Source organism: Gaiella sp., assembly GCF_035710885.1.
Classification (GTDB): Bacteria; Actinomycetota; Thermoleophilia; order Gaiellales; family Gaiellaceae; genus Gaiella.
The window spans coordinates 42,494-66,984 of the sequence record NZ_DASTCS010000034.1; the positions used below are offsets into that span (position 1 = coordinate 42,494).

Consider the following 24,491-nt stretch of genomic DNA (forward strand, 5'->3'; position numbering starts at 1 on the left):
GCTACTGCTTCTTTGCCCGCGAGGGCTGCACGCGGGGCGGCTCACCCGGCATCTTCGGGAAGTTGGGCGGGTACGGCGCCTCGCCCACGCCCTCGGACTCCTCGCGCTCCACCCACTCGAGCAGCACCTCGAGGTCGGAGACGACATCGTCGATGCCCTCTTGGACGTCCCCCAGTTTCCGGAAGCGCTCCTGCATCGTGACGAGTGTGAAGTCCTCGGTCTCGACGTCGGGGAGCTCGTCCCACGTGACGGGCGCCGAGACGGTCGCGTCGGGGCGGGGCCGCACCGAGTAGGCGGAGGCGATGGTGCGGTCGCGGGCGTTCTGGTTGTAGTCGATGAAGACCTTCTCGCCGCGCTCCTCCTTCCACCAGGCGGTCGTCACGATGTCCGGCGCCCGGCGCTCGACCTCGCGGGCGAAGGCGAGCGCGCAGCGGCGGACGACGGGGAACTCCCAGCGCGGCTCGATCCGTACCGCGATGTGGATGCCGCGGTTCCCTGACGTCTTGGGCCAGCCGGTGTACCCCATCTCGGCGAGCGTCTCCCGCACGATCCCGGCGACGTGCTTGCCGTCCTCGAACGTCGTTCCGGGCTGGGGGTCGACGTCGATGCGCAGCTCGTCGGGGCGGTCGACGTCAGCGCGGCGCGAGGGCCAGGGGTGGAAGTCGATCGCCGCGAGGTTCGCGCCCCACACGACCTGGGCCAGCTCGGTCACGCACAGCTCGTCCGCGTGGCGTCCGGAGGGGAACGTGACCCGCGCCACCTCGACCCACTCCGGCCGTTTCTGCGGAACCCGCTTCTGGTAGATCTGCTCGCCCTGGATCCCGTCCGGGAAGCGGCGGAGCTGAGTCGGCCGCTCGCGAAGCGCGCGGACGATTCCGTCTCCGACGGAGATGTAGTAGTCGACGAGATCGCGCTTCGTGTGGCCGGCGTCCGGGAAGAGCACCTTGTCGGGGTTCGTGACCTTGACGAGCCGCTCGCCGACCTCGAGCTCGACGAAGGGCGAGGCCATCCCGTGACCCTACTCATCACCCCTACGTGCCTGCGGGCGAGATCGGTGTCAGACACCGATCTCTGTCAAGGGCAAACCGTGTCGAATCAGTACCGGTTTCTGCACAGGGCGGAGCGCCGACGTCGTCAGGCGTCGCGGCCCGTCATGTGGAAAACCGCCGCCGTCCGGAACGGCCGCCTTGACACGAATCGGTGTCTGACACCGCGCCGAGCGGAGCGGAAGCGCCTCGCGTGAGAAGGCGCTATCCAAAGTGAAGTATCGAGAAGCGCTGTGGTAGCCTCGCCCCGCGACGCAAACCCTTCGGAGGAGTCGAACGACATGCGGAAACTGCTCAGCACGAGCCTCGCCCTGGCCGCGAGCGCGGCGCTCGCCGTCGTCGCGACGGCGACGGCCGCACCCACGACCGGCGCCGCCGCGGCCGCGATCCCGGGCTGCGCCAAGGGCTCGCTCAACCTGGTCGAGGACGGCGTCCTCACGTTCGGCGCCGACAACCCCGCGTTCCCGCCGTGGTTCGGCGGCGCCGAGAAGACGAAGCCGTGGAAGGTCTCCGATCCGTACAGCGGCAAGGGCTACGAGTCCGCGGTCGCCTACGCGGTCGCGAGGCAGCTCGGCTTCACGAAGCCCCAGGTGAAGTGGACGGTCGTTCCGTTCAACAACTCCTTCCGCCCGGGTGACAAGCCGTTCGACCTCTACCTCACGCAGGTCTCCTTCACGCCCGAGCGCGCGAGGGCCGTCGACTTCACGAAGTCCTACTACTTCGTCAACCAGTCCGTGGTCGGCCGGAAGGGCCAGCCGATCGCCAGGGCGAAGTCGGTCGCGGCGCTCAGGCCGTTCAAGCTCGGTGTGCAGGTCGGCACGACGAGCTACACGTACATCACGAGGTACATCAGGCCCTCGTCTCGACCGCTCGTCTACGACACGAACGACGCCGCGGTGCAGGCGCTCAAGAACGGGCAGATCGACGGGATCGTGGTCGACCTGCCGACCGCCTTCTACGTCACGGCTGCCCAGGTGGACGACGGCGTGATCGTCGGCAAGCTGCCGACCCGGGGCACGAAGGAGCGTTTCGGAATGGTCCTCCAGAAGGGGAACTCGCTCCGAGGATGCGTCAACAGGGCGCTCGACCGGCTCTGGGCGAACGGGACGATCAAGAGGCTGCAGACGACGTACCTCGCCCGCGCCGGCGCGCCGGACATCAAGTAACCCGACCTGGACGGGAACCGGAGCTCCCGGATCCTCGGCGGCGCGACCGCTCCCGGCTCGCGAGAGGCGCGGGCGGTCGCGATCGCCCTCCTCTCGACGATCGTCGTCGTCACGGCGATCGCCGTCCTCGTCACGCGCTCGCCCGGCTGGGACGCGTTCCAGGCCTACTTCTTCGACTGGGGCTACTACCGCGAGTCGTTCCCGGAGATCCTCGATGCGTTCTGGGTGAACGTGAAGCTCTTCTGCATCGCGGAGGCGATCATCCTCCCCGCCGCCCTGCTCCTCGCGGTGCTGCGGAGCCTCCCGGGACCGGTGTTCTTCCCGATCCGCGCTCTGGCGATCGTGTACGCCGACCTCTTCCGCGGCATTCCGACGATCCTCGTGATCTTCATGCTCGGCTTCGGCATGCCCGCGCTCGGCCTCGACTGGATCCCCGACTCCCAGTTCTTCTGGGCGGTCGTCGCGCTCTCGCTCGTCTACACCGCGTACGTCTCGGAGGTGTACCGGGCGGGCATCGAGTCGGTGCACCCCTCGCAGGACGCGGCCGCGCGGTCGCTGGGGCTCACCCGGTCGCAGTCGCTCCGCCACGTCGTGCTGCCGCAGGCCGTCCGCCGCGTGATCCCGCCGCTCCTGAACGACTTCATCGGGCTCCAGAAGGACACCGCGCTGGTCGGGGCGCTCGGCGTCGTCGAGGCGTTCCGCATGACGCAGATCAACCAGGCCGCGACGTTCAACGGCACCTACTACCTCGTCGCCGCGACGCTGTTCGTGGCGATCACGATTCCGCTCGCACGGTTCACCGACTGGCTCGTCGCTCGCGACCGGCGTCGCCAGCAGGCGGGAAGGCTCGCATGAGCGCCGAGCGGGTCAGCGGGGACGAGGCCCTTCGCATCGAGGGCGTCCGCAAGGCGTTCGGGGCCCTCGAGGTTCTCCGCGGGGTCGACCTCACGCTGGCAGAGCACGAGGTCATGTGCCTGATCGGCGCCTCCGGGTCCGGCAAGTCGACGTTGCTGCGGTGCGTCAACCTGCTCGAGCCGATCCAGGCCGGCCTGATCTTCGTCGGCCGCGAGGAGATCACCGCACGCGGCGTCGACGTCAATCGCGTCAGGCGAGGGATCGGGATCGTCTTTCAGTCGTTCAACCTCTTCCCACACATGTCGGTGCTCGAGAACGTGACCCTCGCACCGCGAAAGGCGCGGAGGCTCTCACGCACCGACGCCGAGACGGAGGCGGAGCGGCTACTCGCGCGCTTCGGGCTCGCCGACAAGCGAGACGAGTATCCCGACCGGCTCTCGGGTGGCCAGCAGCAGCGCGTCGCGATCGTGCGCGCACTCGCCATGCAGCCGCGCCTCCTGCTGCTCGACGAGGTCACGAGCGCGCTCGACCCCGAGCTGGTCGCGGAGGTGCTCGACGTGATCCGGGAGCTCGCCGCGGGCGGCATGACGATGCTGATCGCCACCCACGAGATGGGGTTCGCGCGCGACGTCGCCCACCGGGTGGGCTTCCTCCACGAGGGACGGATCCTCGAGGAAGGCCCGCCCGACCAGATCTTCGGGGCCGCCCGCGAGGAGCGGACGCGCCAGTTCCTCCAGCGCATCGTCGCGGCAGGACGGCTGTAGCCACCGCGGTTATCGTTAGAACGTGGTGCAGGACCCCTACCGCGTGGACGTCTCCCTCGAGCCGCTCGACGAGTACCTGGTCATCCAGCCGACGGCCGACGAGACGGAGACCCGGGCGGGCCTGATCCTTCCCGCGTCCGCCGCCCAGGCCGCGGCGTGCCGCACCGGGATCGTGACGGCGATCGGCACCGACGTGACCGGCATCGAGCCCGGCGACAAGGTGCTCTACCCCCGTGACGCGGGGTTCGAGGTCCGGCTCGGCGGGATCGAGGTCAAGGTCGTGAAGCGCAGCGACCTGATCGCCCGCATCCACGACTGATCCGGCTGCGTCGATATCCTCTTCGAAGCCCGGAGAAGTGGCCGAGTGGCTGAAGGCGGCGCCCTGCTAAGGCGTTAGGTGGGGAAATCCCTGCCTCGAGGGTTCGAATCCCTCCTTCTCCGCTCCACCGGACCCGACTTGCCTGTGCACGAGCCCTCGCGGCCGGAGGCCGACTCTGCCGGCCGGGAGGCCAGGCATGCCTTGATCCAAGAGCTGTGCCCAAGGAGGGGGCGCGTGGGGGAACCATGGGTTCCCCCACGTCGTGAAGGCGGCGCCCTGCTAAGGCGTTAGGTGGGGAAATCCCTGCCTCGAGGGTTCGAATCCCTCCTTCTCCGCTCCACCGGCGTGCCGCGGGCGCGCGCTACCCTTAACGCGCTCGGAGGGGTGCCGGAGCGGTCGAACGGGGCGGTCTCGAAAACCGTTAAGGGTGCAAGCTCTTCGAGGGTTCAAATCCCTCCCCCTCCGCTGTTGTCCGGGCCGGATGTCACCGGCGCGCGCGCACCACGCTCCGGCATCGACTCGCTCAGCGGGTGAATGCCGCGCGGTACCACGCCGGCAAGACCACCCGAGCTCCCTCGACGAAGGGCCCGAGCGCCGCGCGGACGGACTCGGCGACGGCGGCCTCTCCGGCGTTGCGTATCGCCGGCTGCAACGGCCCCGCTGCCATGAACGCACGCTCGGCCACGTCAACGCTCTCGAACACGATCGGAGACTCGAGCTCGTCGTCTGCGTACGGATTCAGCTCGGCAGCAGCGAGCACCTCGTCGAGCTTGCCGGGCTCCGAGAGCGCGAACATGCCGCTCTCCCTCATGCTCTCCAACACCTCCTCGGCGTAGTGCGGGAACAGCGGCTTGACGACCGCGGCGATCCCCGACTCAGGCGCCCGCGCGGGAACGACCACCACGACCGAGTCGCGCGAGACTCGTTGGGCCTCGCGGAGAGCCCGCACCTTGTCGTCTGCGAACTGGAAGGCGCTGAGTCCCGTCACGACGTCGAACGAGTCGTCCTCCCACGGCAGCGCCTCGATGTCTCCGGCCTGGAACTCGCCCTCGGGCAGGCCCGACGCTGCAATCCGGATCAGCTCCTCGGACGCGTCGATCCCCGCGACCTCCGCACCGCGTTCCGCAGCCATCCGTGCGAAGCGGCCCGCGCCGCATCCGCAGTCGAGCAGACGTGTGCCGGTATCGACCTCCGCTCGGTCGAGCACGTGACGGTAGACAGGAGTTCCCCAGCCTGCGGCCCCCTCCCACGTCTCGGCCCACGCGGCGGCTCGCGCGCCGAACAGCGGGCCCCATCGAGCTGCGCTGCCGCCGTCGGGCTTCGGCATCAACCGACACCTCCGTGATCAGTTCACCGGCCGGGAGTGTGGCAGGCTTCCGCCCGGAGTGGAGGAACCGCAGTTCGTCGAGTCCAGGGACGGGACGCCGATCGCCGTCTGGCGAACGGGCACCGGACCGCCGCTCTTGCTCGTCCACGGCGCCGCTGCGGATCACAGCCGGTGGGCGCCCGTGCTCCCCGCCCTCGGCGAGCACTGCACCGTCCTGACGATGGATCGCCGTGGCCGGGGCCGAAGCGGTGACGCCGGCGACTACGCGATGGAGCGCGAGTACGAAGACGTCGTGACGGTGGTCGAGTGGGCAGGCCACGAGGTGAACGTGCTCGGCCACTCCTATGGAGGCATTTGCGCGCTCGAGGCAGCGCTGCTCACCGACCGTATCGGGAGACTCGTCCTCTACGAGCCCCCGCTCGGCTTCTTACGGTCGCCTCCTCACGTCGTCGAGCGGCTCCTCGAGCTGCTCGAGCAGGGGCAGCGTGAGCAGCTGATCGCATACTTCATGCGGGAGGTGGCTGGCCTTTCGGCCGACCAGGTCGAGATGCTGCGCTCACTGCCGGCCTGGCAGGCACGGCTGCGTGCCGCCGACACGATCCCCCGCGAGGAGCGCGCGAATCGGGAGTACGTCTTCGATCCGGCCCGCTTCCGAGAGCTGCGCGCTCCGACCCTGTTCCTCCAGGGCGGCGAGAGCGCGGCGCCCTTCAAGTCGGCCGCCGAGGCTGCGCGCTCGGCGCTCGGCGACTGTCGGGTCGTGATCATGCCCGGCCAGCAGCACGCCGCGATGGACACCGGCACGGAGCTCTTCACGAGCGAGGTGCTGCGCTTTCTCGAAACGGCGTAGCGCCTCCGCCTCAGGCTCACCACACGGCGTTCTCCAGCTCGCCTGCTCCCAGGCCGGCAAGCGCATGACCGAGCAGCCTGACGCCGCGGCATAATCGACGCGTGGGCGACGCCGCCGCCCCCGCCTCCGATCGTGAATCGGGTCTCGTCGGTCGCGAGCAGGAGCTTGCACGCCTCGACGCGTTCCCGGCCGCGGTGGAGACCGGTGCGCATGCGCTCGTCGTCCGCGGCGAGCCCGGGATCGGCAAGACGGTCCTCTGGCGCCACACCGTAGAGCGCTGCCGCGCCGCCGGTCACCACGTCGTGCTCACCCGGCCGGCGGAGGAGGAGATGCCGCTGTCCGCAGTCGGTCTCGTCGATCTGCTCGAGAGCACCGATGTCGACGTCGATGCCCTGCGCTCCGAGCACGACCCGCTCGTTCGCGGGCGCATCGTCCTCGAGGCGCTACGTCGGCTGTGCGAGGCACGACCGTTGATCGTCGCGATCGACGACCTCCAGTGGCTCGACTCCGTCTCGGCCCGCGCGCTGCGGTATGCCCTGCGACGGATCGACGGCGAGCCGATCGGGGTGCTGGCGACGACCCGTCCGGGCGGGCACGCAGATCCGATCGCCCTCGAGAGCAGCCTTCCGCCCGGACGTCGCGGCGCGCTGGATCTCGGCCCGCTCAGCCTGGGGGCGCTCCGACGTCTCCTCGCGAGTGTCGGCGTCGAGGCCGTCTCACGCCCGACGCTTGCACGAATCCACGCGGTCTCGGGAGGGAATCCGCTGTACGCGATCGAGCTCACGCGCGCTCTCCCCGGCCCGAGGCGGGCCACGGGCGACGTCGGGTTGCCCCGGTCGCTGCAGACGGCGATCGAACGACGCCTCGAAGCGGTGCCCGAGGAGGTCGTGCCCCTCTTGGAGGCGGTGTCCGCCCTGGGGACGAGCTCCGTTCGGGAGATCGGGGAGATCATGGCCGAGCCCGACCTCGAGGCGCTGCTCGCCCTCGCGACCGACCACGGCCTGTTCGTGATCGAGGAGGACCTGTCCGTGAGGTTCGAGCATCCCCTGGTCGGGTCGGCCGTCTATGCGCGAATGACCCCGCTCGCACGACGATCGCTGCACGGCCGCCTCGCTGCGCGGGCGACCGACCCCGACGTCCGGGCCCGCCATCTTGCCCTCTCCACCGACGCGGCAGACGCCGAGATCGCGGCGCTCCTGGAGGACGCAGCCGGGCGCGCGGGAGCCCGCAGCGCCCACGACCTCGCGTCGGAGTTCGCCGGGCACAGCCTCCGCCTCACACCGCCTGGGAACGAGGAGGCTGCACGACGCCGCGCGCTCCTGGAGATAGAGCACCTCGGTGCCGCGGGGGAGGTGCGCCGAGCCCTCGCTCACGCCGACCGGCTGATGGCTTCGCTGCCGCCGGGGCCCGCACGGGTGGAGGCGCTCATGCAGCGCGCCGACCTCGAGGACGACGACCGTACGACTGCGGAGGCGCTGCTCCTCGGTGCGCTCGAGGAAGCGGGCAGCGACGGACAGCTGCGCGGCCGCGTCCTCCACCGGCTCGCCCAGCTGCGGCGCCTCCGCATCGGCGACCTGCCCGGCGCGGCCGAAGCCGCGCGAGAGGCCCTCGCCCTCGCGGAGCAGGTTGCGGATGCGCGGCTCGAGCTGCACTCCGCGGCCTACCTCGGTCACCTCGAAGCGTTGCGCGGCTCCCCGCGACAGGACCTGATGGACAGGGCCGTGCGACTGGAGCAGGAGATCGGCGGCCTGCGTCTCTCTGTCGGACCGCGGTCGCTGCTCGCCAAGCAACGACTCTGGGCGGGCGACCTGCCCGGCGCGCGTCGCCTGCTCGAAGCCGTGCAGGCAGACACGCTGCGCACCGGCAACGAGATGAAGCAGCCGCAGCTGCTCTACGACCTGACGCTCGTGGAGTGCGCCGCCGGCAATCTCGCAGTCGCGCACCAGCTGGCACGCCGGGGGATCGAGGCTGCGCTCGATGCCGAGAACACCTACACGGAGCGCGAGCTCCTCTACCCCCTCGCCCTGGTCGAGGCGTGGCTCGGCCGCGCCGACCAGGCGCGGGCGACGGCGGCGCGCCTCCACGAGGAGGCGGTGACGTACGGCATCCGTCCGCTCGGCGCCCGCGTCGCGAGCGTCCTGGGGCTGCTCTCGCTGTCAGAGGGCGACACCGAGGCCGCCGCGACGACCCTCCGGCCGGCGACCGACCTGCTCGAGGAGATGGGATTCGCCCACCCGGGCGCCTTCAGGGTGCTGCCCGACGCCGTCGAAGCCCTTGCATACTCGGGCGACGGGGCCGTAGCCGCCGAGCTGCTCGAGCTGCTCGACCACCGTGCCGAGGCGACCGGCGCTTGGCCGCGAGCGGCGGCGCAGCACGCTCGAGGAGTTGTCCTCCTCGCGGACGGGCATGCCGACGACGCGGCGAAGCTGCTCGAGCATGCATCGACCAGCTTCGACAGGCTCGGCTACGCGCCGGACGCCGCGCGCGCGATGCTCGCGTGCGGCCGCGCGCTGTTGCGAAGCGGGCGCAAGGCACCGGCGGCGGATACGCTGGCCGCGGCGCGCGACCGCTTCGCGCGGATGGGCGCCACCCTCTGGGAGTCACGTGCCGTGGAGGAGCTCGAACGGGCCGCTCCGGGCCGCGCCGCGGGTGAGCTGACGGCGGCCGAGCGGCGCATCGCCGCCCTGATCGCGCAGGGGATGCGGAACCGCGAGATCGGGCAGACGCTCTTCATGAGCGTCGCCACCGTCGAGGCGCACCTGACCCGGATCTACCGGAAGCTCGGCATCCGCTCGCGAAGCGAGCTGGCACGCCTCGTGACGGACGGCACCGTCGTGACGACGAGCGCCGACTCGCTCGACCCCGCACAGGCGTAGGGGTCTCGCCCCGGGGTGTAGGGAATTCCCTCTAGAGCGGCGCTTCCGACGCTCGTAGCGTGAGCGTCAGGATGACGCGCGCAGCTCAACCGCTGAGATCGAACTGGCCCGCCGAGCCCACCGGGTCGGACCGCCGCCCCGGCTCCGCCCGCCTGATCGAGCGGATCCGGGAATCGGTGGTCGGCGACGACACGGTGCTCGAAGGGCCGTTCGGCGGCCGCCGCATGGTGTACGCGGACTACACGGCCTCGGGGCGGTCGCTGACGTTCGTCGAGAGCTTCATCCGTGGCCGGGTACTGCCCCTCTACGGGAACACGCACACGGAGGCATCGGCGACCGGGCAGCAGACGACGCGCCTGCGCGAGGAGGCACGACTGCTGATCCAGGAGGCGGTCGGCGCCTCGAAGGACGATGTGGTGCTGTTCTGCGGCTCGGGGGTCACCGGAGCGATCGACAAGCTCGCCCGAGTGGTCGGGCTCGTCGGCGCTGGGGCCCGTGCCGAGCCGCTTCCGCCTGACGAGCGCCCCGTGGTGTTCGTCGGCCCGTACGAGCACCACTCGAACGAGCTGCCCTGGCGCGAGTCGATCGCCGACGTCGTCACGATCCGCGAGAACGAGTCGGGGGGCGTGGACATCGACCACCTGGACGCCGAGCTCGCCCGCCATGCCGAGCGGCCGCTCCGGATCGGCAGCTTCTCGGCCGCGTCGAACGTGACCGGCATCGTCACCGACATCGATGCGGTGTCCATAGCGCTCCATCGACATGGGGCGCTTGCATGGTGGGACTACGCGGCGGCGGGCCCCTACCTCCCCATCGAGATGAACCCGACTCCGCCTGTCGCGGACGGCCACCTTGCCTACAAGGATGCGGTGTTCCTCTCACCCCACAAGTTCGTCGGCGGGCCGGGCACCCCGGGCGTGCTGGTCGTCAAGCGCGGGCTCCTCCGCCGCGCGACGCCGACGGTCCCGGGCGGCGGCACGATCCTCTTCGTCAGCGCGAAGGAGCACTCGTACGACCCTGATCCGACCCTCCGGGAGGAGGCCGGTACGCCGGCGATCGTCGAGTCGATCCGCGCCGGCCTCGTCTTCGCGCTCAAGCAGGCGGTGGGCACGTCGGAGATCCGGTATCGCGAGCAGAGCTTCGTCCGCCGCGCGCTCGAGTCGTGGCGGAGAAATCCGCGGATCGAGATCCTCGGCAACCCGTCGAGCGAGCGGATCGCGGTGGTCTCGCTGGCGCTGCGTGACCCACCCGGTCTGCTGCACTCGAACTTCGTGGTCACGGTGCTGAGCGACCTGTTCGGCATCCAGGCCCGGAGCGGCTGCTTCTGCGCAGGGCCGTACATCCACCGCCTCTATCCGGTCGACGAGGTGTGGTCCAGGCGAATGCACCTCGAGGCGTCGCGCGGCAATCTCGGCGCCAAGCTTGCGTTCGTCCGGATCGGCTTCAACTACTTCATCAGCGAGGCGGTCTTCGAGTACCTCGTCGAGGCCGTCCACCTCCTCGCGGACGAGGGCTGGAAGCTCCTGCCCTTCTACCGCTTCGACCCCCGCACGGGCCTCTGGAGCCACAGGAGCGGCCGTTCGGCGGCCTCCCTGTCGTTTCGCGACCTCGACTTCGACTCCGATGAGCTCGTTTCGTCGGGCCGCCGCACGGCGCCGGAGAGCGTCCTTCCAGGCCAGCTCGAGGAGGCCAGACGGATATTGCGCGCGGCGGACACGGTCCGCCTGGCACCCGTGCCCGACCCGCCGCTGACGCCCGACTTCGAGCGCATCCGCTGGTTCACGCTCCCGGGCGAGGCGCACGAGCGACTCCAGCGGCCCGCTAGGGGTTCCGGGGCGCATGCGAGGGGATTCCCGCTAGGCGGCTCCGGCGCCACGACCTAGGCTCGAGGCATATGGGAACTGGGCATCCACTGGCAGCGCTCGTGGCCGCAAAGGCACTCGTGGGGGGCGAGGAGAAGCGCGCCCGGGGGGCGTCGCGGCGCTCCGCTCGGAAGCGGCGCGCTGCGACGCGGGTCTTCCTCGCAGAGCACTACTCGCCGGACCTCGACGAGCAGCGTGTCGACGCGCTCACGCGGAGGCTTCGGGCCGCAGCGAACGAGGGCATTGTGGCGAGGGTGCGCTTCCTCGGCTCCGCGGGCGTGCCCGGCGACGACTCCTTCCTCTCGATCTTCTCGGCGCCCTCCCTCGAAGCAGTGGCGCGTCTCGTCGATCACGCCGAGGTCGCCGCCGATCGCATCGTCCCGGCCCTGTGGCAGGCCGGCGACGGCTGATCACGCCGAGCCGCGGAACCGCGATACGTGCTCGGCGACCAGCTCGGCCCAGCGGGCAGCACGGGGTAGCGTCACCAGCCGACCGGAGGGAGCGCGGAGCGCCACGCCGTGGACGGCGCCCGGGATGACCGCGTACGACCCCTCGACCCCCATCCGCCGCGCCCGCTCGTAGCCGCGTCGCGAGACGGTGGGGCTGACACCCGGAATCCCAGGGAGCCAGCGGTCGAGTGCCCCGTGGAGGACGTCCAGCCTCCGGCCCCGGAGCGGAGCGAGGTCGAGCTGCTCGGGCAGCCAGGGCGCGAGGCCGAGGACGCCGACCACGCTCGGGTGCGCGGCCGCCCCCACGCAGACCGCGCCGCCCATCGAGAAGCCCAGCAGGAGCGTCCGCTCGGCGCCTGCAGCCATCACCGCCGCGACCGCGTCCTCCACGCAGAGGTCGAGGCGCTTCCAGGACTTGACGCGGTAGCGCACCTCAGCGAACCGCACGTCCGCAAAGGAGGGCGCGAGCCGGCGCACGAGCCACTCGATCGACGCACTCCACGTCCCGGGCACCTGCGCCGCCTGGCCGCCGTTTGCGCAAACCACTGCCAGCCGGCCCTGCGGCCCCGAGAACCTGACCTCAGCGCCGCTCGACAGGGCCTCCGGGGCGGCGGGCGCGTCCACGCCCGAACGCTAGCCGCCGCGCCCGGAGAACCCCGTGTCCGGCGCTAAGGTTGTCCCTCTCGGAGAGGTGTCCGAGTGGTCTAAGGAGCGCGACTGGAAATCGCGTACGTGGTGAAAGCTGCGTCGCGGGTTCAAATCCCGCCCTCTCCGTGTGGAAAGGCCCCTGTCGGGGCCTTTCCACCAGATTCGCGGGATCACGACCTCAGACAGCGTGCTCGAGGCAGCTGCGGAGCTTGTTCGCCTTGCTCTTGCTCTTGCCGTGACCCTTGCCCTTGCCCTTGCCGGCCGTTGCGCGCTCGGCACAGCGATCGGCGGCGTCGCCGATCCGCTCGACCGCGGCTGCGCGGGCGGTGTCGTTCTTCATCCGCGCCATCTTGGAGACGCACTTGCCGAACGCGTTGGCGCCGTTTCGGTTCTTGCCGTAGGCGGTGCGGAACGCGTCGACACCCATCTCGGCGCGGAGCTTCTTGCACGCCTGCGCGGGATTCAGACCACCCGTGCCGGGCGGCTTCGGCCCCTCCGGCGCGAAGAACGTCGACGTGTTCACCTTGACGTTGCGGATGCGGACGGTCTGCTCCTTGTCGGCCAAGGCCCAGCCCGAGTCGACGACCAGCGAGATGCCCGTCACCTGATACGTGCCCACGAGGGCGAGCGCCTGCGCGTACGTCGACACCTGCGTCCCGGCCTGCACCTGGCTCGTGTCGAATCGCCCCTCCGTCGAGCCGATCAGATTGCCGGACGCGACCCACACGTTCTGCGAGCAGCCCGTGAAGGACGGGGTCGGACCGAGATAGACGAACACGTTCCTCTCACCCGAAGGCGTCTGCACACGAACCTGGAACCGGGGCGAGCCGGCGATGCAGTCGTCGTCGGTCACGTCGAACTCGGTCGACAGCGTCGTGAGGCTCGCGAACGTCGTCACACCCGTGTCGGAGAACGACGCACCCGAGAAGTCGTTCGCGGCCCCGGCGTCGCCGGTGTTCGACACGAGCGTCAGGATCCCCCCGCTGGTGGTCGCGCCGCCGAACGGCGTCGCGGTCGCGGACAGTGCCGCTGGTGCGAAGACGGCCGCCAGCACGATCCCAGCAGTCATCGCGATCGATCGTCTCATGGAAACCCCTCTCGTCAGGGTCCACGCAAGCGCGTGGTCCAGTGGTACACCAGGAGCCTTCCCACCTCCGGCCGCCGCGAGCCGGTCCCGAACGGAATCCTTACGACGCCCCGGCGGCCGCCGAGACGTACGCGGCGACCTCCTGGATCTGCTCCTCGGAGAGCTGATCCTTGAACGCGGGCATGGCGCCCATCCCGTTCGTGACCCGCTCGACGACGAGCGCCGGGGCCGGCTTCGCCTCGTCGAGGTTCGGCCCTACGGAGCCGCTCGCACCCGCGTCGGCAAGCGTGTGACACGTCGCGCAGCCGGCGCTCTCGAACACTTCCTTCCCCACCGCCGTCGAGCCGGCGGCCGGCTCCTCCGTGGTCGCTCCGGGCTCTCCCTCCGCCTCCGACGCATGAGCTTCCTCGACCTCCTGCGTCCCGGTCACCCACACCACGGCGGTCATCTGAGCGACGAACAGCAGCACGGAGACGAGGATGTACGCGTCGAGTCGCCGCGGGAACCCGGGGCTCCGCTTCGGCACGAAGATCGCGGTGACGATTGCCCAGACGATGAACGTGATCGCGACCACGAGCAGAACCGTCTTGCCGAGGCTGGTGATCCCCGAGAGGAGCATCGCGCGGAAGCTACCACGCTGCCCTGCGCTGCGATCCGCGCTCTACCGAAGTCACGTGAAGTGAATAGGGTTTCGGTTTGTGACGCCTGCGGAGCGGCTCGACAGGTACGCACGCCTTGCGGTCGAGGTCGCAGTCAACCTCCAGCCCGGGCAGTTTCTCCGGATCTCGGCCGACCCGGAGCACTTGCCTCTGGTCCGCGCGGTCGGCAGGGTCGCCTACGAACGCGGCGCGCATTTCGTCGAGGTCCACTACCGCGATGCTCACCTGAAGCGCGCGAGGGTCGAGCACGCGCCCGAGGACTCGCTCGATTGGAGCCCTCCCTGGACCGTGGCACTCATCGACCACATGGTGGAGACTCGCGGAGCAACGATCACGATCACGGGGGAGGCAGAGCCGGAACTGCTCGCCGACCTCGATCAGCGCCGGGCCCAGCGGGCGCGGCCGCGGCTGGCCGTCGAGAAGCTCCTCGACGCGGAGAACCGCCGACTCATCCAGTGGACGATCGTGGGCTACCCGAACGAAGGGTGGGCTCGGACGGTCTTCGGCGAGCCCGACGTCGAGCGGCTCTGGGAGGCGGTCATCACGGCGACGCGCCTCGACGAGCCCGACCCGGTGACGGCCTGGCAGGAGCACATCGCACGCCTCCGCGCGCGCGCCAGCGCGCTCGACGAGCGCCGCTTCCGCGCCATCCGCTTCAGGGGGCCCGGCACGGACCTGGTGGTGGGCCTGCCCGAGTCGCATCGTTGGCTCACGGGAGCCGAGGAGACGGTCGACGGCGTGCCGCATCTCGTCAACGTTCCGACCGAGGAGGTCTTCACGACACCCGACCGCAGGCTCACGGAGGGGACGGTGCGATCGACGTTCCCGCTCTCGCTCGGCGGCACGATCGTGAGGGGCCTCGAGGTGCGCTTCGAACGCGGCAAGGTCGTCGAGGTGCGTGCGGAGGCGGGCGCCGAGGCGGTACGCCAGGAGATGGCGACCGACGAGGGCGCGAGCTATCTGGGCGAGGTGGCGCTCGTCGACGGCGACTCGCGCGTGCGCAAGACCGGCGTCGTCTTCTTCGACACGCTGTTCGACGAGAACGCCGCCTGCCACATCGCGTGGGGCCAGGGGATCCAGGGGGCGCTCGAGGGCGGAGAGGAGATGCCGAATGCGGAGCTCGCCGCGCTCGGCTACAACGACTCGGTCGTGCACACCGACTTCATGGTCGGCGGCCCGGAGGTCCTGGCGCTCGGCGTGGAGCAGGGGGGCACCGAGGTGCCGATCATCGAGGACGACACCTGGGTGCTCCGCTAGCCTAAGGGCGTCTCCGGGCGCATAGCTCAGCGGGAGAGCGCTCGCTTCACACGCGAGAGGTCCCTGGTTCGATCCCAGGTGCGCCCATCCTCGAGGGAGCCTCGCGCCCTAGCCGACCTGCTCGTGGAGCAACGCGTCGCGCAGCTCCGCATGCTCGGGCCGCCGATCCCATGTAACGCGAACGATCGCCTCGCGGTCGACCCTCAGCAGCCGGACCTGTACCGTCCTGACGAGCAAGGCGCATTCGAGCTTCTCGGCCGTCAACTCGTACCCGGCGTCTCGAAGCCTGCGGATCAGCTCGAGCATGGAAGCGGGCTGCATCTGTACGCCTGCCAGGTACATGGGAAGGGCTTGCCTCGGTCGTTCGGACCCGAAACGTGGGCGTCAGGACGAGAGGAGAGGAAGCACGCGGACCGGCCGTGAGCCTCAGGCGGTGAACCCGCGCGAGGCCGGGACTCACGATCTCGGGTGTCACGCCATGATGTGCGGCGGATGCGGCTCAGCAGCGCGGGCTCTCGGGTACGCCCACGGCTGTTGCCGCCCCCGCCCAAGAATCAGAGCCTGCCGGCCCATCGAATGCCGCCGAGGACGTGGCGCATGAACTGCGCATTGTCGTAGTCCGCATCGTTCGCGCCACCGTTCGTGTACCACGAGCGGCCGCCGTCGTACAGCTTGTACCAGGAGAACGGATGGTCCGCGCCCATCGTCCCGCCCGGGCTGTGGCTCTCGTCCAGGTTCACGAGCACATGGACCCCGCGGGTTTTCGGGTTCACGTCCCAGTTGTACGCCTCCTCCGTCATCAGCCACGAGTCCGGGAGCCCCCGTGTCGAGGGATGCGTATGGTCGACCGTGACCAAGCGGAGCGGCGCTGTCGGGATCTCGGTGCGATAGCGCGCCCCGACCAGCCGCGTGTACCAGGGCCAGTCCTCCAGCACGAGTGCCGTCGCGTTGTGGACGCCGACAAACCCGTGGCCCGCCTCGATGTACCGTCGGAATGCGTCGCGCTGATCGCTGTTGAGGACGTCGCCGGACGGGTTGAGGAACACAACCGCCCGGTAACGGGCCAGGTTCGCCGGCGTGAACGCGCCCGAGTCCTCGGTCGCATCGACCGTGAAGCCGTTCGCGGCACCGAGCTGGGTCAGCTTCTCGATCGCGTAGGGAATCGAGTCGTGTCTGTAGCCGCGTGTCCTCGAGAACACCAGAAGGCGGGTCGCGAGCCGTCGGCGCGACTCGTAGAGAACCACGGGTTGCTCGCCGAACGGTGCGGCGCCCAGGACGTCGGGTAGGCGATCGCCATTCAGGTCGGCGACCCGCGTGTTGTGGAGGTTCTCGCCTCGGCCGACCGTGATCGGCGCCCACGCGAGCGCACGGCCCTCGTTGAGGAAAGCCATCAGCCGGCCCTCGCCTCGGAACTCGCTCCCAACGACATCGAGCCTTCCGTCGCCGTTGACGTCCGCGACGTCCACGCTGTGGACACTCTCGAGCCCAATTCCGATGGGATGACGCCTCCAGGCGCCTCTCGCCGGGTCGGCGGGGGCCTCGAACCAGGCGATGTCGCCCTCCCGCTCCGAAACGGCGAGCACGATGTCCCGTCGACCGTCGCCGTTCAGGTCGACGATCTTGACCGCCGCCCACTCGTTCCATCTCCCGAAGCTTCGATTCGACCAACCGCGCGTGGTACGCGCAGCAGAGCCGCCGGGATTGACGAGCCATCGTCCTCCCACCGCGAGGTCCGGGTCACCGTCGTTGTCCAGGTCACCGGCGTCGAGCCCGTTGCGACCGAAACCCGGATCGAGCCTGATTCGAACCCACGCAGCTTTCCCGTGCTGGAAGAAGAGATCCACGCCGGAACCGGTCTCGCCCCGCATCGCGATGTCGAGCCTGCGGTCGCCGTCGAGATCCGCGACAACGATGTCGTGCGTTCCGCCGTCGCCCACGCGATGTGCGTCCCAACTCCGGCCAAGCTTCGTGTTCTCGTACCAGGTCGTTCCGACGACGAGGTCGACATCGCCGTCACCGTCGAGATCCGCCGTCGCGCTTCCCGACTCCGAGGCACCACGGGACGAAATCGTGGTCGGCGCCCAGTCGGGGTTCCGGTACCACACGACAGGCCCGGTGGCGCCGCTCACGACGACGTCCAGCTTCCCGTCGCCGTTCAGGTCGGCGATGGACTTCATCCACGGGTCTCGTGGGCCCGTGTTCGCTATCACGACCCTCCGCAGGCCGATGTCCTGGAGAGTCGCGGCGTGAGACGGGCCGGCGACGACCGCCAGCAAGACCACCGCGAGCAACACCAACCCCCCCGCAACGAACGCCGCCGCGAGAAACCATCGTGAGCGCCAGTGGCGCCACGGTCGAACCGCCTGCATCACCCTCCCCCGAGCCTGTCGGCTCGCCCTCGATTGTACAGCCCAACCGTCATGGGAGGTAGTCGCGCCGGGCGCTGCACAGTAGGTAGATCGAGGTCGTCGTTCGCGAGAGCCGGGCCGCCCGGTTGCTGAAGCCTGCGGCCGACAGGCCGCGGGGCCTAGGGAATCGACAGCTTCGCCTGCACCACGGCCTGCGTCGCGCGGCCGCTCTCGGAGACCGGCCAGACGTACCACCGGTATGAGCCGGCCGTCAGGCGCACGACGCGACCCTCGTGGCGCCACGACTGGCCGAGCTCGAGCACGGGTTCTTTGGTCTCCTTCGCCAGCACTCGGTCTGCCCCCCTGAACAGCTCGACGTGGTAGCCGACGGCTCCCTCGACGGGCGCCCAGGCGAATCGCCGCGGCTCCGGCGCGACGGGCGCCTTGGGCTTCGAGGCAGCCTTGGAACCGGTCGTGGCACCTGCCTTGGCCTTCGTGGCGGCCTTCGGCGTTGTCGTTGACTTCGGCTTGGTCGTAACCTTCCGAGGCGCGCTTGCCTTCGGTTTGGTCGTCGCTCTGGGCCTGCCGGCGACCTTCGGCTTGGAGACGGTCGCGTTGGGCTTGGACGTCGCCTTGGGCTTGGAACTTCCACCAGGGTTGGTCTGCAGCTTGGGTGCGGACCTGGGCTTGGGAACAGGCGACGCCCCGTTCGACGACGGGGCCTCGGACTGGAGCGGCTTGCCGGAAGCAGGCGTGGCGGTGGCCTCGGGCGAGCCGGGCGACGATCCGCCGGTCAGATTGAGGATCCCGAGAACGGCCACGGAGGCCAGAGCCACGCTCGCGAGGAAGAGCAGCGTCCCGCGGCCGCGGCGGGAAGGTGAGGAGCGCTTCGGCCGAGTGGAGGCGGCCGGCCGCGTGATCGGATGCGGCATCGCAGGGGCGATCGCGGCAAGCGTCCGGCGTTCCGGCTCCGGTGGAGCAGGCTCGACCCGCGGCAAAGGCTGAGTGCGACGTTCCGGCTCGACGACCCTGGCCGGCTCCGCTTCGACCACCCGCTGCGAGGCGGGGGCGAGAGCCTCGGGCCCAGCGGTGGGTTTCGCGCTCTCGTCTGTCGGCCGAGGCGGCTCGACGACCGTCGCGTCCACGACGGTCTCCGATTCGCTGGGTTGCAGGAGGGTCGGCTCGGCCGGGGAGGTCGGCCGTGGGACGATCGGCTCGTCGGGCTCGACCGCAGGTGAGACAGGCGCCGCGCCGGCCTGCGCCACGGCACGTGGAGGCTCGAGCGCCGGCCCCGAGGTCCCGTTCGACTCGGCGGGAGGTACGAGCCGCAGCCCAGGCCCGAGGAGGGGGCGCGACGGCGCGGGCAGGGCGGCACGTTCGCGCACCAAACGCGCCAGCTCCGGGTCGACGAGGACGAGCTCTGGGCTGATCTCGGAGAGATCGACACCCTCGTCCGCATCGCCGGGAATATCCGCGACGGGCCTCATCGATTCATCATCGGCGTCGACAGCATTCCGCTTGATCGAACGGCCCATGCTACCCGCCTTTGGTGATGGGCCTGCCGGAGTGCGCAACACACGGGTGCTACGCTCGGGTTGCCCGGTCGCGCTAGGTGGGGAGTCAGCGGTTCCCTGAACCCGAAATCCGCTCCAGCGGGGCCGAACGCCGTCCGAGGGCGGCGGTCACGGGCACGGGTCACCGATACGCGGCGTTGACGGTCGGGTCCCGCGCACTGGGAGCGTTCGAACCGCGTCAGATCCGGAAGGAAGCAGCGCTAAGAACTCCCTCCCAGGTGCCGCGGCACCGCCCGACCCGAGCAGGCGGCGGCGGCACCGCCCGGGGTCGCCTGTTCGACGTCGGAGCGCGCGGCCGGGCATTTCAGCCGGCGGCCGCAGCCAGAGGGTCTGCGAGAATGCATCCATGACGGCCCTGTATCGCACCTACCGCTCGCTCGACTTCACACAGGTCGTGGGGCAAGAGGCGATCGTGCGCACGCTGCGCAATGCGATCGAGCACGATCAGGTCCGGCAGGCGTACCTCTTCGCAGGCCCCCGCGGCACGGGCAAGACCTCGATGGCGCGCATCCTTGCCAAGGCGCTCAATGCCGAGGGCGGCCCGACTGCGGACTTCGACCCCACGACGCGGATCGCGAGGACGATCGCAGACGGAACGGCGCTCGACGTGGTCGAGATGGACGCTGCCTCGCAGCGAGGGATCGACGAGGTTCGCGAGATCCGGGAGCGGGCGATGCTCCAGCCCGCCGAGGGCCGCTACAAGGTCTACATCGTCGACGAGGCGCACCAGCTCACGACGGCTGCCTGGAACGCGCTCCTCAAGCTGATCGAGGAGCCCCCGCCCCACCTCGTCTTCGTCTTCTGCACCACCGAGCTCTCCAAGGTGATCCCGACGGTTCGGTCCCGCTGCCAGACCTTCGTCTTCCAGCGCCCGCGCCTGCAGGAGATCGTCGCCGTCCTCCGCCGGGTCTGCGACGGCGAGGGGATCGACGCGCCGGACTCCGCGCTCTCGCTCGTCGCTCGCGGCGCCGGGGGTTCGTTCCGCGACGCGATCTCGACCCTCGACCAGCTGGCCGCCGCGACGGGGAAGAAGATCTCCGTGCAGGACGTGCTGCAGCTGGGGACGGCGGTCGAGGAAGACGTGCTCTTCCGTCTCTGCGACACGATCGTGGACGGTGACGTCGCCGGCGCGCTCGTGCTCGTCGAGGAGCTCGCAGAGCGAGGCCAGGATCTCGGGCAGCTGACGAAGGAGCTTCTCGAGCATCTTCGCCACCTGCTCCTCGTCCAGCACCTCGGGCACGTTCCCGAGTCGCTCCCGCTCACCGAGGAGTCGCGAGACCGTCTGCGCGAGCAGGCGAACCAGCTCCCCGAGCCGACGGTGCTGCGGCTGGTCGACCTCCTGGCAGTGGTGGTCGAGGACGAGCGGCAGGGCGGAGACCCCCGCCTGCCGCTCGAGCTCGCGCTCGTCAAGGTGACCCGGCCCCAGTCCGATCTGGCACGTGAATCGCTTGTCCATCGTGTCGAAGTGCTGGAATCCCGGGTGCATGCCGGTGTTCCCGCCGCGGAGTCGTGGGGCCCCTCCCCCGTTCCCGCGCCCGCGGCGGGCCCGGCACCTGAAGGCCCGGAGCCGCGTCCGAGCGAGCCGGGCGGTGACGAGATCACCGTCGAGCAGGTGCACGAAGCCTGGACGAGAAGCGTCATCCCGGCGGTCAAGGAGCGCTCGATCCCGGTCGCCTCGCTGCTGTCGGAGGCGAGCCCGACAGCGCTCGAGGGCGACACCCTCACCCTTTCCTTCCAGCCGAGCGCCGAGTTCCACCGCAAGCAGGTGGACGACGCCAAGAACCTCACGGTCCTGCGCGAGGCTCTGTACGAGGTCACCGGGCGGCGACTCACGGTCGTCACCGCGCTCTCCGATCAGATCGACGAGGCCGCGGGGCCCGAGTCGGAGCCTCTGGGCGAGGAGAACCTCATCTCCCTGCTCGTCACCGATCTCAACGCAACCGAGGTGGAGGAGATCCCGTGAAGCTCGACATGAACGCACTGATGAAGCAGGCCCAGCAGATGCAGGAGCAGATGCTGCGCGCCCAGGAAGAGGCGAAGAGCGAGATCAAGGAGGCCTCCGCCGGGGGCGGCATGGTGACGGTCAAGGCGAGCGGGGCGGGTGAGCTCGTCGAGATCCGGATCGACCCGCGCGCGATCGACCCCGACGACCCCGAGCTCCTGGCCGACATGGTGCTCGCTGCATCGAACGAGGCCCTTCGAGCAGCGGCGCAGTCGGTCGAGAGCAAGCTTCGCGGCCAGATGCCCGACCTGGGGTCGCTCGGCCTGCCCGGGGTGTAGGAGCGCAGGCAGACCGGCGTCCGCCCGTGCTCCTCGAAGAGATCGCGCGCGCGTCGCTCACGGTCGCCGGAACGAGCGCGCGCTCGGCCAAGGTCGAGGCGCTCGCCGACTGCCTGAGGAAACTGCGGCCGGAGGAGGTTCCCGTTGGGGTCACCTACCTCTCCGGGACGCTCGGGCGGATCGGCGTCGGCTGGGCGTCCCTCCGGGTTCTTCCTCCTCCCGCGGAGCCGCCGCCGACACTCGAGCTCCTCGAGGTGGACGCCGCCCTTCGCCGTATCGCGGGCATCGACGGACCCGGATCGCAGGCCAGACGCAAGACCGAGCTGACCCGGCTCTTCGCGAGCGCCACGGAGGTCGAGCAGCGCTTTCTGGTCGACCTCCTGCACGGCGAGCTCCGGCAAGGCGCACTCGAGGGCGTCATGGTCGAGGCGGTCGCCCGCGCGGCGGATGCCCCGGCGGGCGAGGTGCGCCGGGCGCTGATGCTGGCCGGCGAGCTGCCCACGGTGGCCGCCGCGGCGCTCACCGACGGCCGCGGCGCTCTCTCGAGCTTCGGGCTCCAGCTTCTTCGACCGGTGAAGCCGATGCTCGCGCAGACGGCCGACAGCGTCGCCGACGCGATCGGCCGCACCGGCCCGGCAGCCGTCGAGTGGAAGCTGGACGGCGCGCGGCTCCAGGTGCACCGGCTCGGGAACGAGGTGCGCGCCTACACCCGCAGCCTCGCCGACGTCACCGAGCGTGTCCCCGAGGTCGTCCAGGCGATCGCGGGGCTGCCGGTCGAGGCCGCCGTCTTCGACGGCGAGGTGATCGCCATGCGGGCCGACGGGCGTCCGCACGCGTTCCAGTCGACGATGAGCCGGTTCGGCTCCGGTGGAGACGGAGCCGCGTCACCGGAATCGGTCCCGCTCAGCGTCTCTCTCTTCGACTGCCTCCATCTCGACGGAGACGACCTCCTCGACCGTTCCTGCCAGGAGCGGCTCGCGCTCCTGGCCACGCGGGTGCCCGAGCACCTGCGCGTGCCGAGGATCGAGACCGACGAGTCGGCCGCCGCCGAGCGTTTCCTCGAGGACGCACTCGCGCACGGTCACGAGGGCGTCATGGTGAAGGCTCTCGCCGCACCATACGAAGCCGGTCGGCGAGGAGCCGCCTGGCTGAAGGTCAAGCGCGCGCACACGCTCGACCTGGTCGTGCTCGCAGCCGAATGGGGCCACGGAAGACGGCGCGGCCGGCTGAGCAACCTCCATCTCGGCGCGCGTGACCCCGAGCGCGGAGAGTTCGTCATGCTCGGCAAGACGTTCAAGGGCATGACCGACGCGATGCTGGAATGGCAGACCGAGCGGCTGCTCGAGCTCGCAACCGAACGCGAAGGCCACGTCGTCCGCGTCCGCCCGGAGCTCGTCGTGGAGATCGCCTTCGACGGCGTGCAGCGGAGCTCGCGGTATCCGGGCGGGCTCGCGCTGCGGTTCGCCCGGGTGAAGGGCTACCGCGCCGACAAGTCGGCCCAGGAGGCCGACACGATCGACCTCGTCCGCTCCATCCACGAAGGCGCCGGCTGACATCGACACGGCGACCGGCCAGGCCCGCCACGTCCGGCGTGGACGGCTAACGTGACGGCGTGCTGAGCCCCGCGGTGGACAATCTCGTCGCGCAGCTCACGCGCCTACCGGGGATCGGCACTCGCACGGCCCAACGGCTCGCATTCCACATCCTCGCTGCGCCGACCGACGAGGCGAACGCGATCGGGCTTGCGATCGCGGACGTCAAGGCGCGGGTGCGTCCCTGCCCCGAGTGCGGGAACCTGACGGAGGAGGAGCTCTGCGGCGTCTGCGCCGATCCCCGCAGGGACCGCACCGTGATCTGCGTCGTCGAGCAGCCGGTGGACGTGCTCTCGCTCGAGCGGACGCACGAGTACCGCGGCCTCTACCACGTCCTCGGAGGCGCGCTCTCGCCGCTCGACGGCGTCGAGCCCGGCGACCTGCGGATCCAGCGCCTGATGGAGCGCGTCGGCGCCGACGGCGTCGAGGAGATCGTGCTGGCGACGAACCCGACGATGACAGGCGAGGCGACGGCCGCCTACCTCGCCGACCGCCTGCGCGACCAGGTGACGGTGACGCGCCTCGCGAGCGGGCTCCCGGTCGGCGGTGACCTCGAATATGCCGACGAGGTCACGCTCGGTCGGGCACTGGCCGGCCGCCGGCCCGCGTAGCCGGCCGACAGGGAGTCGGCGGCTTCGGCTAGAACAAGAGGCCTGATGCCTGTGCAACCGACGATCGGCGTCGTCGGCGCGACCGGTGCCGTCGGGACGGTGACGCTCCAACTCCTCGCGGAGCGAGGGTACGAGTACGTGCGCGCGTACGCCTCTGCGCGCTCGAGAGGGTCGCGAGTGCCCTTCGGCGACGACGAGCTCCTCGTCGAGGAAGCCACCGCCGACACGCTCGGCGCCGGTGACGTCGACCTGTACCTCTTCTCGGTCGGGACGGCCGCGAGCCGCGAGCTCGTCCCGATCGCATCGGCGGCCGGAGCGGTCTGCGTCGACAAGTCCTCCGCCTACCGGCTCGTGGACGGGTACCCGCTCGTCGTGCCGGAGGTGAACGGCGGCCGGGCGCTCGAAGCGCTCGAGCATGACCGGATCGTCGCCAACCCGAACTGCTGCACGATCCCGCTCACCTGCGTCCTCAAGCCCCTCCACGACGAGGCCGGCCTGGCGCGGGTCCGCGTCTCGACCTACCAGTCGGTCTCGGGGGCGGGCGCACACCGGATGTCTGCGCTGGCCGAGGAAATCCCGGCCGAGCACGACCTCGTGATGGACTGGACGTGGGAAGGCGACGAGTCGGACGAGGAGGCGAAGCTCCGGGCGGAGACGCGCAAGATCCTGGAGCTCCCAGATCTCCCGATCTCGGCGACCTGCGTGCGCGTGCCCGTCATGGTCGGCCACTCGGAGGCCGTGTGGGTGGAGCTCGATCGGCAGCTCTCACCCGACGAGGCGACCGAGATCCTCCGCGACGCCCCGAGCGTCCGCGTCCTCGATCTGCCTGCCTTCCCGACCCCGGCTGCCGCCGCGGGCGAGGACGAGGTGCTCGTCGGGCGGCTCCGGCGCGATACCGCGGCCGAGAACGGCATCGCGCTCTAC

Annotated in this window: 22 protein-coding genes, 4 tRNA genes and 1 other RNA gene; 19 read left to right on the forward strand and 8 right to left on the reverse strand. The window is 70.4% G+C overall.

From position 1 onward, the window contains the following. Position 1: 1 nt before the first annotated feature. Complete coding sequence (gene ligD, locus VFO26_RS07085; RefSeq protein ID WP_325114221.1) at positions 2-1,009, reverse strand: non-homologous end-joining DNA ligase; 1,008 nt, start codon at positions 1,007-1,009, stop codon at positions 2-4. A 318-nt stretch (positions 1,010-1,327) separates the two neighbouring features. Between ligD and VFO26_RS07090 the strand changes: the two genes are divergently transcribed. From VFO26_RS07090 to VFO26_RS07115, 6 genes are all read left to right on the forward strand, one after another. Further along, positions 1,328-2,212 (forward strand): ABC transporter substrate-binding protein, encoded by an 885-nt coding sequence (locus tag VFO26_RS07090; protein WP_325114222.1) that lies wholly within the window; start codon positions 1,328-1,330, stop codon positions 2,210-2,212. 225 nt (positions 2,213-2,437) lie between these two features. After that, complete coding sequence (locus VFO26_RS07095) at positions 2,438-3,067, forward strand: amino acid ABC transporter permease (protein ID WP_414653062.1); 630 nt, start codon at positions 2,438-2,440, stop codon at positions 3,065-3,067. Beyond that, the gene (locus VFO26_RS07100) at positions 3,064-3,831 is read left to right on the forward strand and encodes an amino acid ABC transporter ATP-binding protein (protein WP_325114223.1); all 768 of its coding nucleotides are present in this window, start codon (positions 3,064-3,066) and stop codon (positions 3,829-3,831) included. The genes VFO26_RS07095 and VFO26_RS07100 overlap by 4 nt, the downstream gene beginning before the upstream one ends. Positions 3,832-3,853: 22 nt before the next feature. Then, on the forward strand, positions 3,854-4,150 hold the full coding sequence (locus VFO26_RS07105; protein WP_325114224.1) for a co-chaperone GroES family protein: 297 nt from the start codon (positions 3,854-3,856) through the stop codon (positions 4,148-4,150). Positions 4,151-4,181: 31 nt separating this feature from the next. Continuing rightward, positions 4,182-4,272: transfer RNA gene (locus VFO26_RS07110), tRNA-Ser, on the forward strand. Positions 4,273-4,528: 256 nt separating this feature from the next. Continuing rightward, positions 4,529-4,615: transfer RNA gene (locus VFO26_RS07115), tRNA-Ser, on the forward strand. A gap of 58 nt (positions 4,616-4,673) precedes the next feature. Here the strand turns inward: VFO26_RS07115 and VFO26_RS07120 are convergent. Beyond that, positions 4,674-5,477: a class I SAM-dependent methyltransferase gene (locus VFO26_RS07120; RefSeq protein WP_325114225.1), complete on the reverse strand. Its 804-nt coding sequence runs from the start codon at positions 5,475-5,477 to the stop codon at positions 4,674-4,676. A 58-nt stretch (positions 5,478-5,535) separates the two neighbouring features. On the opposite strand from VFO26_RS07120, the gene VFO26_RS07125 reads away from it, so the two are divergent. The 4 genes from VFO26_RS07125 (at position 5,536) to VFO26_RS07140 (ending at position 11,472) form a co-directional block, all read left to right on the forward strand. Next, positions 5,536-6,324 carry an alpha/beta hydrolase gene (locus tag VFO26_RS07125; RefSeq protein ID WP_325114226.1) on the forward strand — a complete coding sequence of 263 codons (789 nt, stop codon included), beginning with the start codon at positions 5,536-5,538 and terminating at the stop codon, positions 6,322-6,324. A gap of 101 nt (positions 6,325-6,425) precedes the next feature. Then, positions 6,426-9,200, forward strand: coding sequence for an ATP-binding protein (locus VFO26_RS07130; RefSeq protein WP_325114227.1), 2,775 nt, complete (start codon positions 6,426-6,428; stop codon positions 9,198-9,200). A 59-nt stretch (positions 9,201-9,259) separates the two neighbouring features. Continuing rightward, on the forward strand, positions 9,260-11,083 hold the full coding sequence (locus tag VFO26_RS07135; RefSeq protein WP_325114228.1) for an aminotransferase class V-fold PLP-dependent enzyme: 1,824 nt from the start codon (positions 9,260-9,262) through the stop codon (positions 11,081-11,083). 11 nt (positions 11,084-11,094) lie between these two features. Further along, the gene (locus VFO26_RS07140) at positions 11,095-11,472 is read left to right on the forward strand and encodes a hypothetical protein (RefSeq protein ID WP_325114229.1); all 378 of its coding nucleotides are present in this window, start codon (positions 11,095-11,097) and stop codon (positions 11,470-11,472) included. Here the strand turns inward: VFO26_RS07140 and VFO26_RS07145 are convergent, their stop codons facing one another. Then, a complete protein-coding gene (locus VFO26_RS07145) occupies positions 11,473-12,135 on the reverse strand; it encodes a hypothetical protein (protein WP_325114230.1) in 663 nt (220 codons plus the stop codon). A gap of 61 nt (positions 12,136-12,196) precedes the next feature. Between VFO26_RS07145 and VFO26_RS07150 the strand changes: the two genes are divergently transcribed. After that, positions 12,197-12,285: transfer RNA gene (locus tag VFO26_RS07150), tRNA-Ser, on the forward strand. A 52-nt stretch (positions 12,286-12,337) separates the two neighbouring features. On the opposite strand, the gene VFO26_RS07155 is transcribed toward VFO26_RS07150, so the two are convergent. Further along, complete coding sequence (locus VFO26_RS07155; protein WP_325114231.1) at positions 12,338-13,246, reverse strand: hypothetical protein; 909 nt, start codon at positions 13,244-13,246, stop codon at positions 12,338-12,340. Positions 13,247-13,346: 100 nt separating this feature from the next. After that, entirely contained in the window at positions 13,347-13,865 is a 519-nt protein-coding gene (locus VFO26_RS07160) for a cytochrome c (RefSeq protein WP_325114232.1), read from the reverse strand. A gap of 79 nt (positions 13,866-13,944) precedes the next feature. Between VFO26_RS07160 and VFO26_RS07165 the strand changes: the two genes are divergently transcribed. Together VFO26_RS07165 and VFO26_RS07170 are read left to right on the forward strand one after the other, a co-directional pair. Then, positions 13,945-15,162 carry an aminopeptidase gene (locus VFO26_RS07165; protein WP_325114233.1) on the forward strand — a complete coding sequence of 406 codons (1,218 nt, stop codon included), beginning with the start codon at positions 13,945-13,947 and terminating at the stop codon, positions 15,160-15,162. A 15-nt stretch (positions 15,163-15,177) separates the two neighbouring features. Then, positions 15,178-15,249: transfer RNA gene (locus VFO26_RS07170), tRNA-Val, on the forward strand. A gap of 21 nt (positions 15,250-15,270) precedes the next feature. Here the strand turns inward: VFO26_RS07170 and VFO26_RS07175 are convergent. The 3 genes from VFO26_RS07175 to VFO26_RS07185 form a co-directional block, all read right to left on the reverse strand. Further along, on the reverse strand, positions 15,271-15,483 hold the full coding sequence (locus tag VFO26_RS07175) for a hypothetical protein (protein ID WP_325114234.1): 213 nt from the start codon (positions 15,481-15,483) through the stop codon (positions 15,271-15,273). 233 nt (positions 15,484-15,716) lie between these two features. Further along, on the reverse strand, positions 15,717-17,456 hold the full coding sequence (locus VFO26_RS07180; protein ID WP_325114235.1) for a ThuA domain-containing protein: 1,740 nt from the start codon (positions 17,454-17,456) through the stop codon (positions 15,717-15,719). 233 nt (positions 17,457-17,689) lie between these two features. Then, the gene (locus VFO26_RS07185) at positions 17,690-18,997 is read right to left on the reverse strand and encodes a hypothetical protein (protein ID WP_325114236.1); all 1,308 of its coding nucleotides are present in this window, start codon (positions 18,995-18,997) and stop codon (positions 17,690-17,692) included. 116 nt (positions 18,998-19,113) lie between these two features. On the opposite strand from VFO26_RS07185, the gene ffs reads away from it, so the two are divergent. The 6 genes from ffs to VFO26_RS07215 all read left to right on the forward strand — a co-directional run. Beyond that, positions 19,114-19,377: signal recognition particle sRNA large type (gene ffs / locus VFO26_RS07190), an RNA gene on the forward strand. Positions 19,378-19,430: 53 nt separating this feature from the next. Beyond that, positions 19,431-21,047: a DNA polymerase III subunit gamma/tau gene (gene dnaX, locus VFO26_RS07195; RefSeq protein ID WP_325114237.1), complete on the forward strand. Its 1,617-nt coding sequence runs from the start codon at positions 19,431-19,433 to the stop codon at positions 21,045-21,047. Further along, complete coding sequence (locus VFO26_RS07200) at positions 21,044-21,364, forward strand: YbaB/EbfC family nucleoid-associated protein (protein WP_325114238.1); 321 nt, start codon at positions 21,044-21,046, stop codon at positions 21,362-21,364. Before dnaX ends, VFO26_RS07200 begins: the two co-directional genes overlap by 4 nt. A 26-nt stretch (positions 21,365-21,390) precedes the next feature. After that, positions 21,391-22,917, forward strand: a complete 1,527-nt coding sequence (locus VFO26_RS07205; protein WP_325114239.1) for an ATP-dependent DNA ligase — start codon at positions 21,391-21,393, stop codon at positions 22,915-22,917. Positions 22,918-22,976: 59 nt separating this feature from the next. Then, positions 22,977-23,567: a recombination mediator RecR gene (gene recR / locus VFO26_RS07210; protein ID WP_325114240.1), complete on the forward strand. Its 591-nt coding sequence runs from the start codon at positions 22,977-22,979 to the stop codon at positions 23,565-23,567. A gap of 45 nt (positions 23,568-23,612) precedes the next feature. Beyond that, a partial coding sequence (locus VFO26_RS07215; protein WP_325114241.1) for an aspartate-semialdehyde dehydrogenase occupies positions 23,613-24,491 on the forward strand: 879 nt, incomplete at its 3' end.

Coding starts and splice junctions, on each gene's coding strand:
- ligD (WP_325114221.1), bottom strand. CDS start 1,009: ATGGCCTCGCCCTTCGTCGAGCTCGAGGTCGGCGAGCGGCTCGTCAAG.
- VFO26_RS07090 (WP_325114222.1), top strand. CDS start 1,328: ATGCGGAAACTGCTCAGCACGAGCCTCGCCCTGGCCGCGAGCGCGGCG.
- VFO26_RS07100 (WP_325114223.1), top strand. CDS start 3,064: ATGAGCGCCGAGCGGGTCAGCGGGGACGAGGCCCTTCGCATCGAGGGC.
- VFO26_RS07120 (WP_325114225.1), bottom strand. CDS start 5,477: ATGCCGAAGCCCGACGGCGGCAGCGCAGCTCGATGGGGCCCGCTGTTC.
- VFO26_RS07140 (WP_325114229.1), top strand. CDS start 11,095: ATGGGAACTGGGCATCCACTGGCAGCGCTCGTGGCCGCAAAGGCACTC.
- VFO26_RS07155 (WP_325114231.1), bottom strand. CDS start 13,246: ATGAGACGATCGATCGCGATGACTGCTGGGATCGTGCTGGCGGCCGTC.
- VFO26_RS07160 (WP_325114232.1), bottom strand. CDS start 13,865: ATGCTCCTCTCGGGGATCACCAGCCTCGGCAAGACGGTTCTGCTCGTG.
- VFO26_RS07175 (WP_325114234.1), bottom strand. CDS start 15,483: ATGCAGCCCGCTTCCATGCTCGAGCTGATCCGCAGGCTTCGAGACGCC.
- VFO26_RS07185 (WP_325114236.1), bottom strand. CDS start 18,997: ATGAGGCCCGTCGCGGATATTCCCGGCGATGCGGACGAGGGTGTCGAT.
- dnaX (WP_325114237.1), top strand. CDS start 19,431: ATGACGGCCCTGTATCGCACCTACCGCTCGCTCGACTTCACACAGGTC.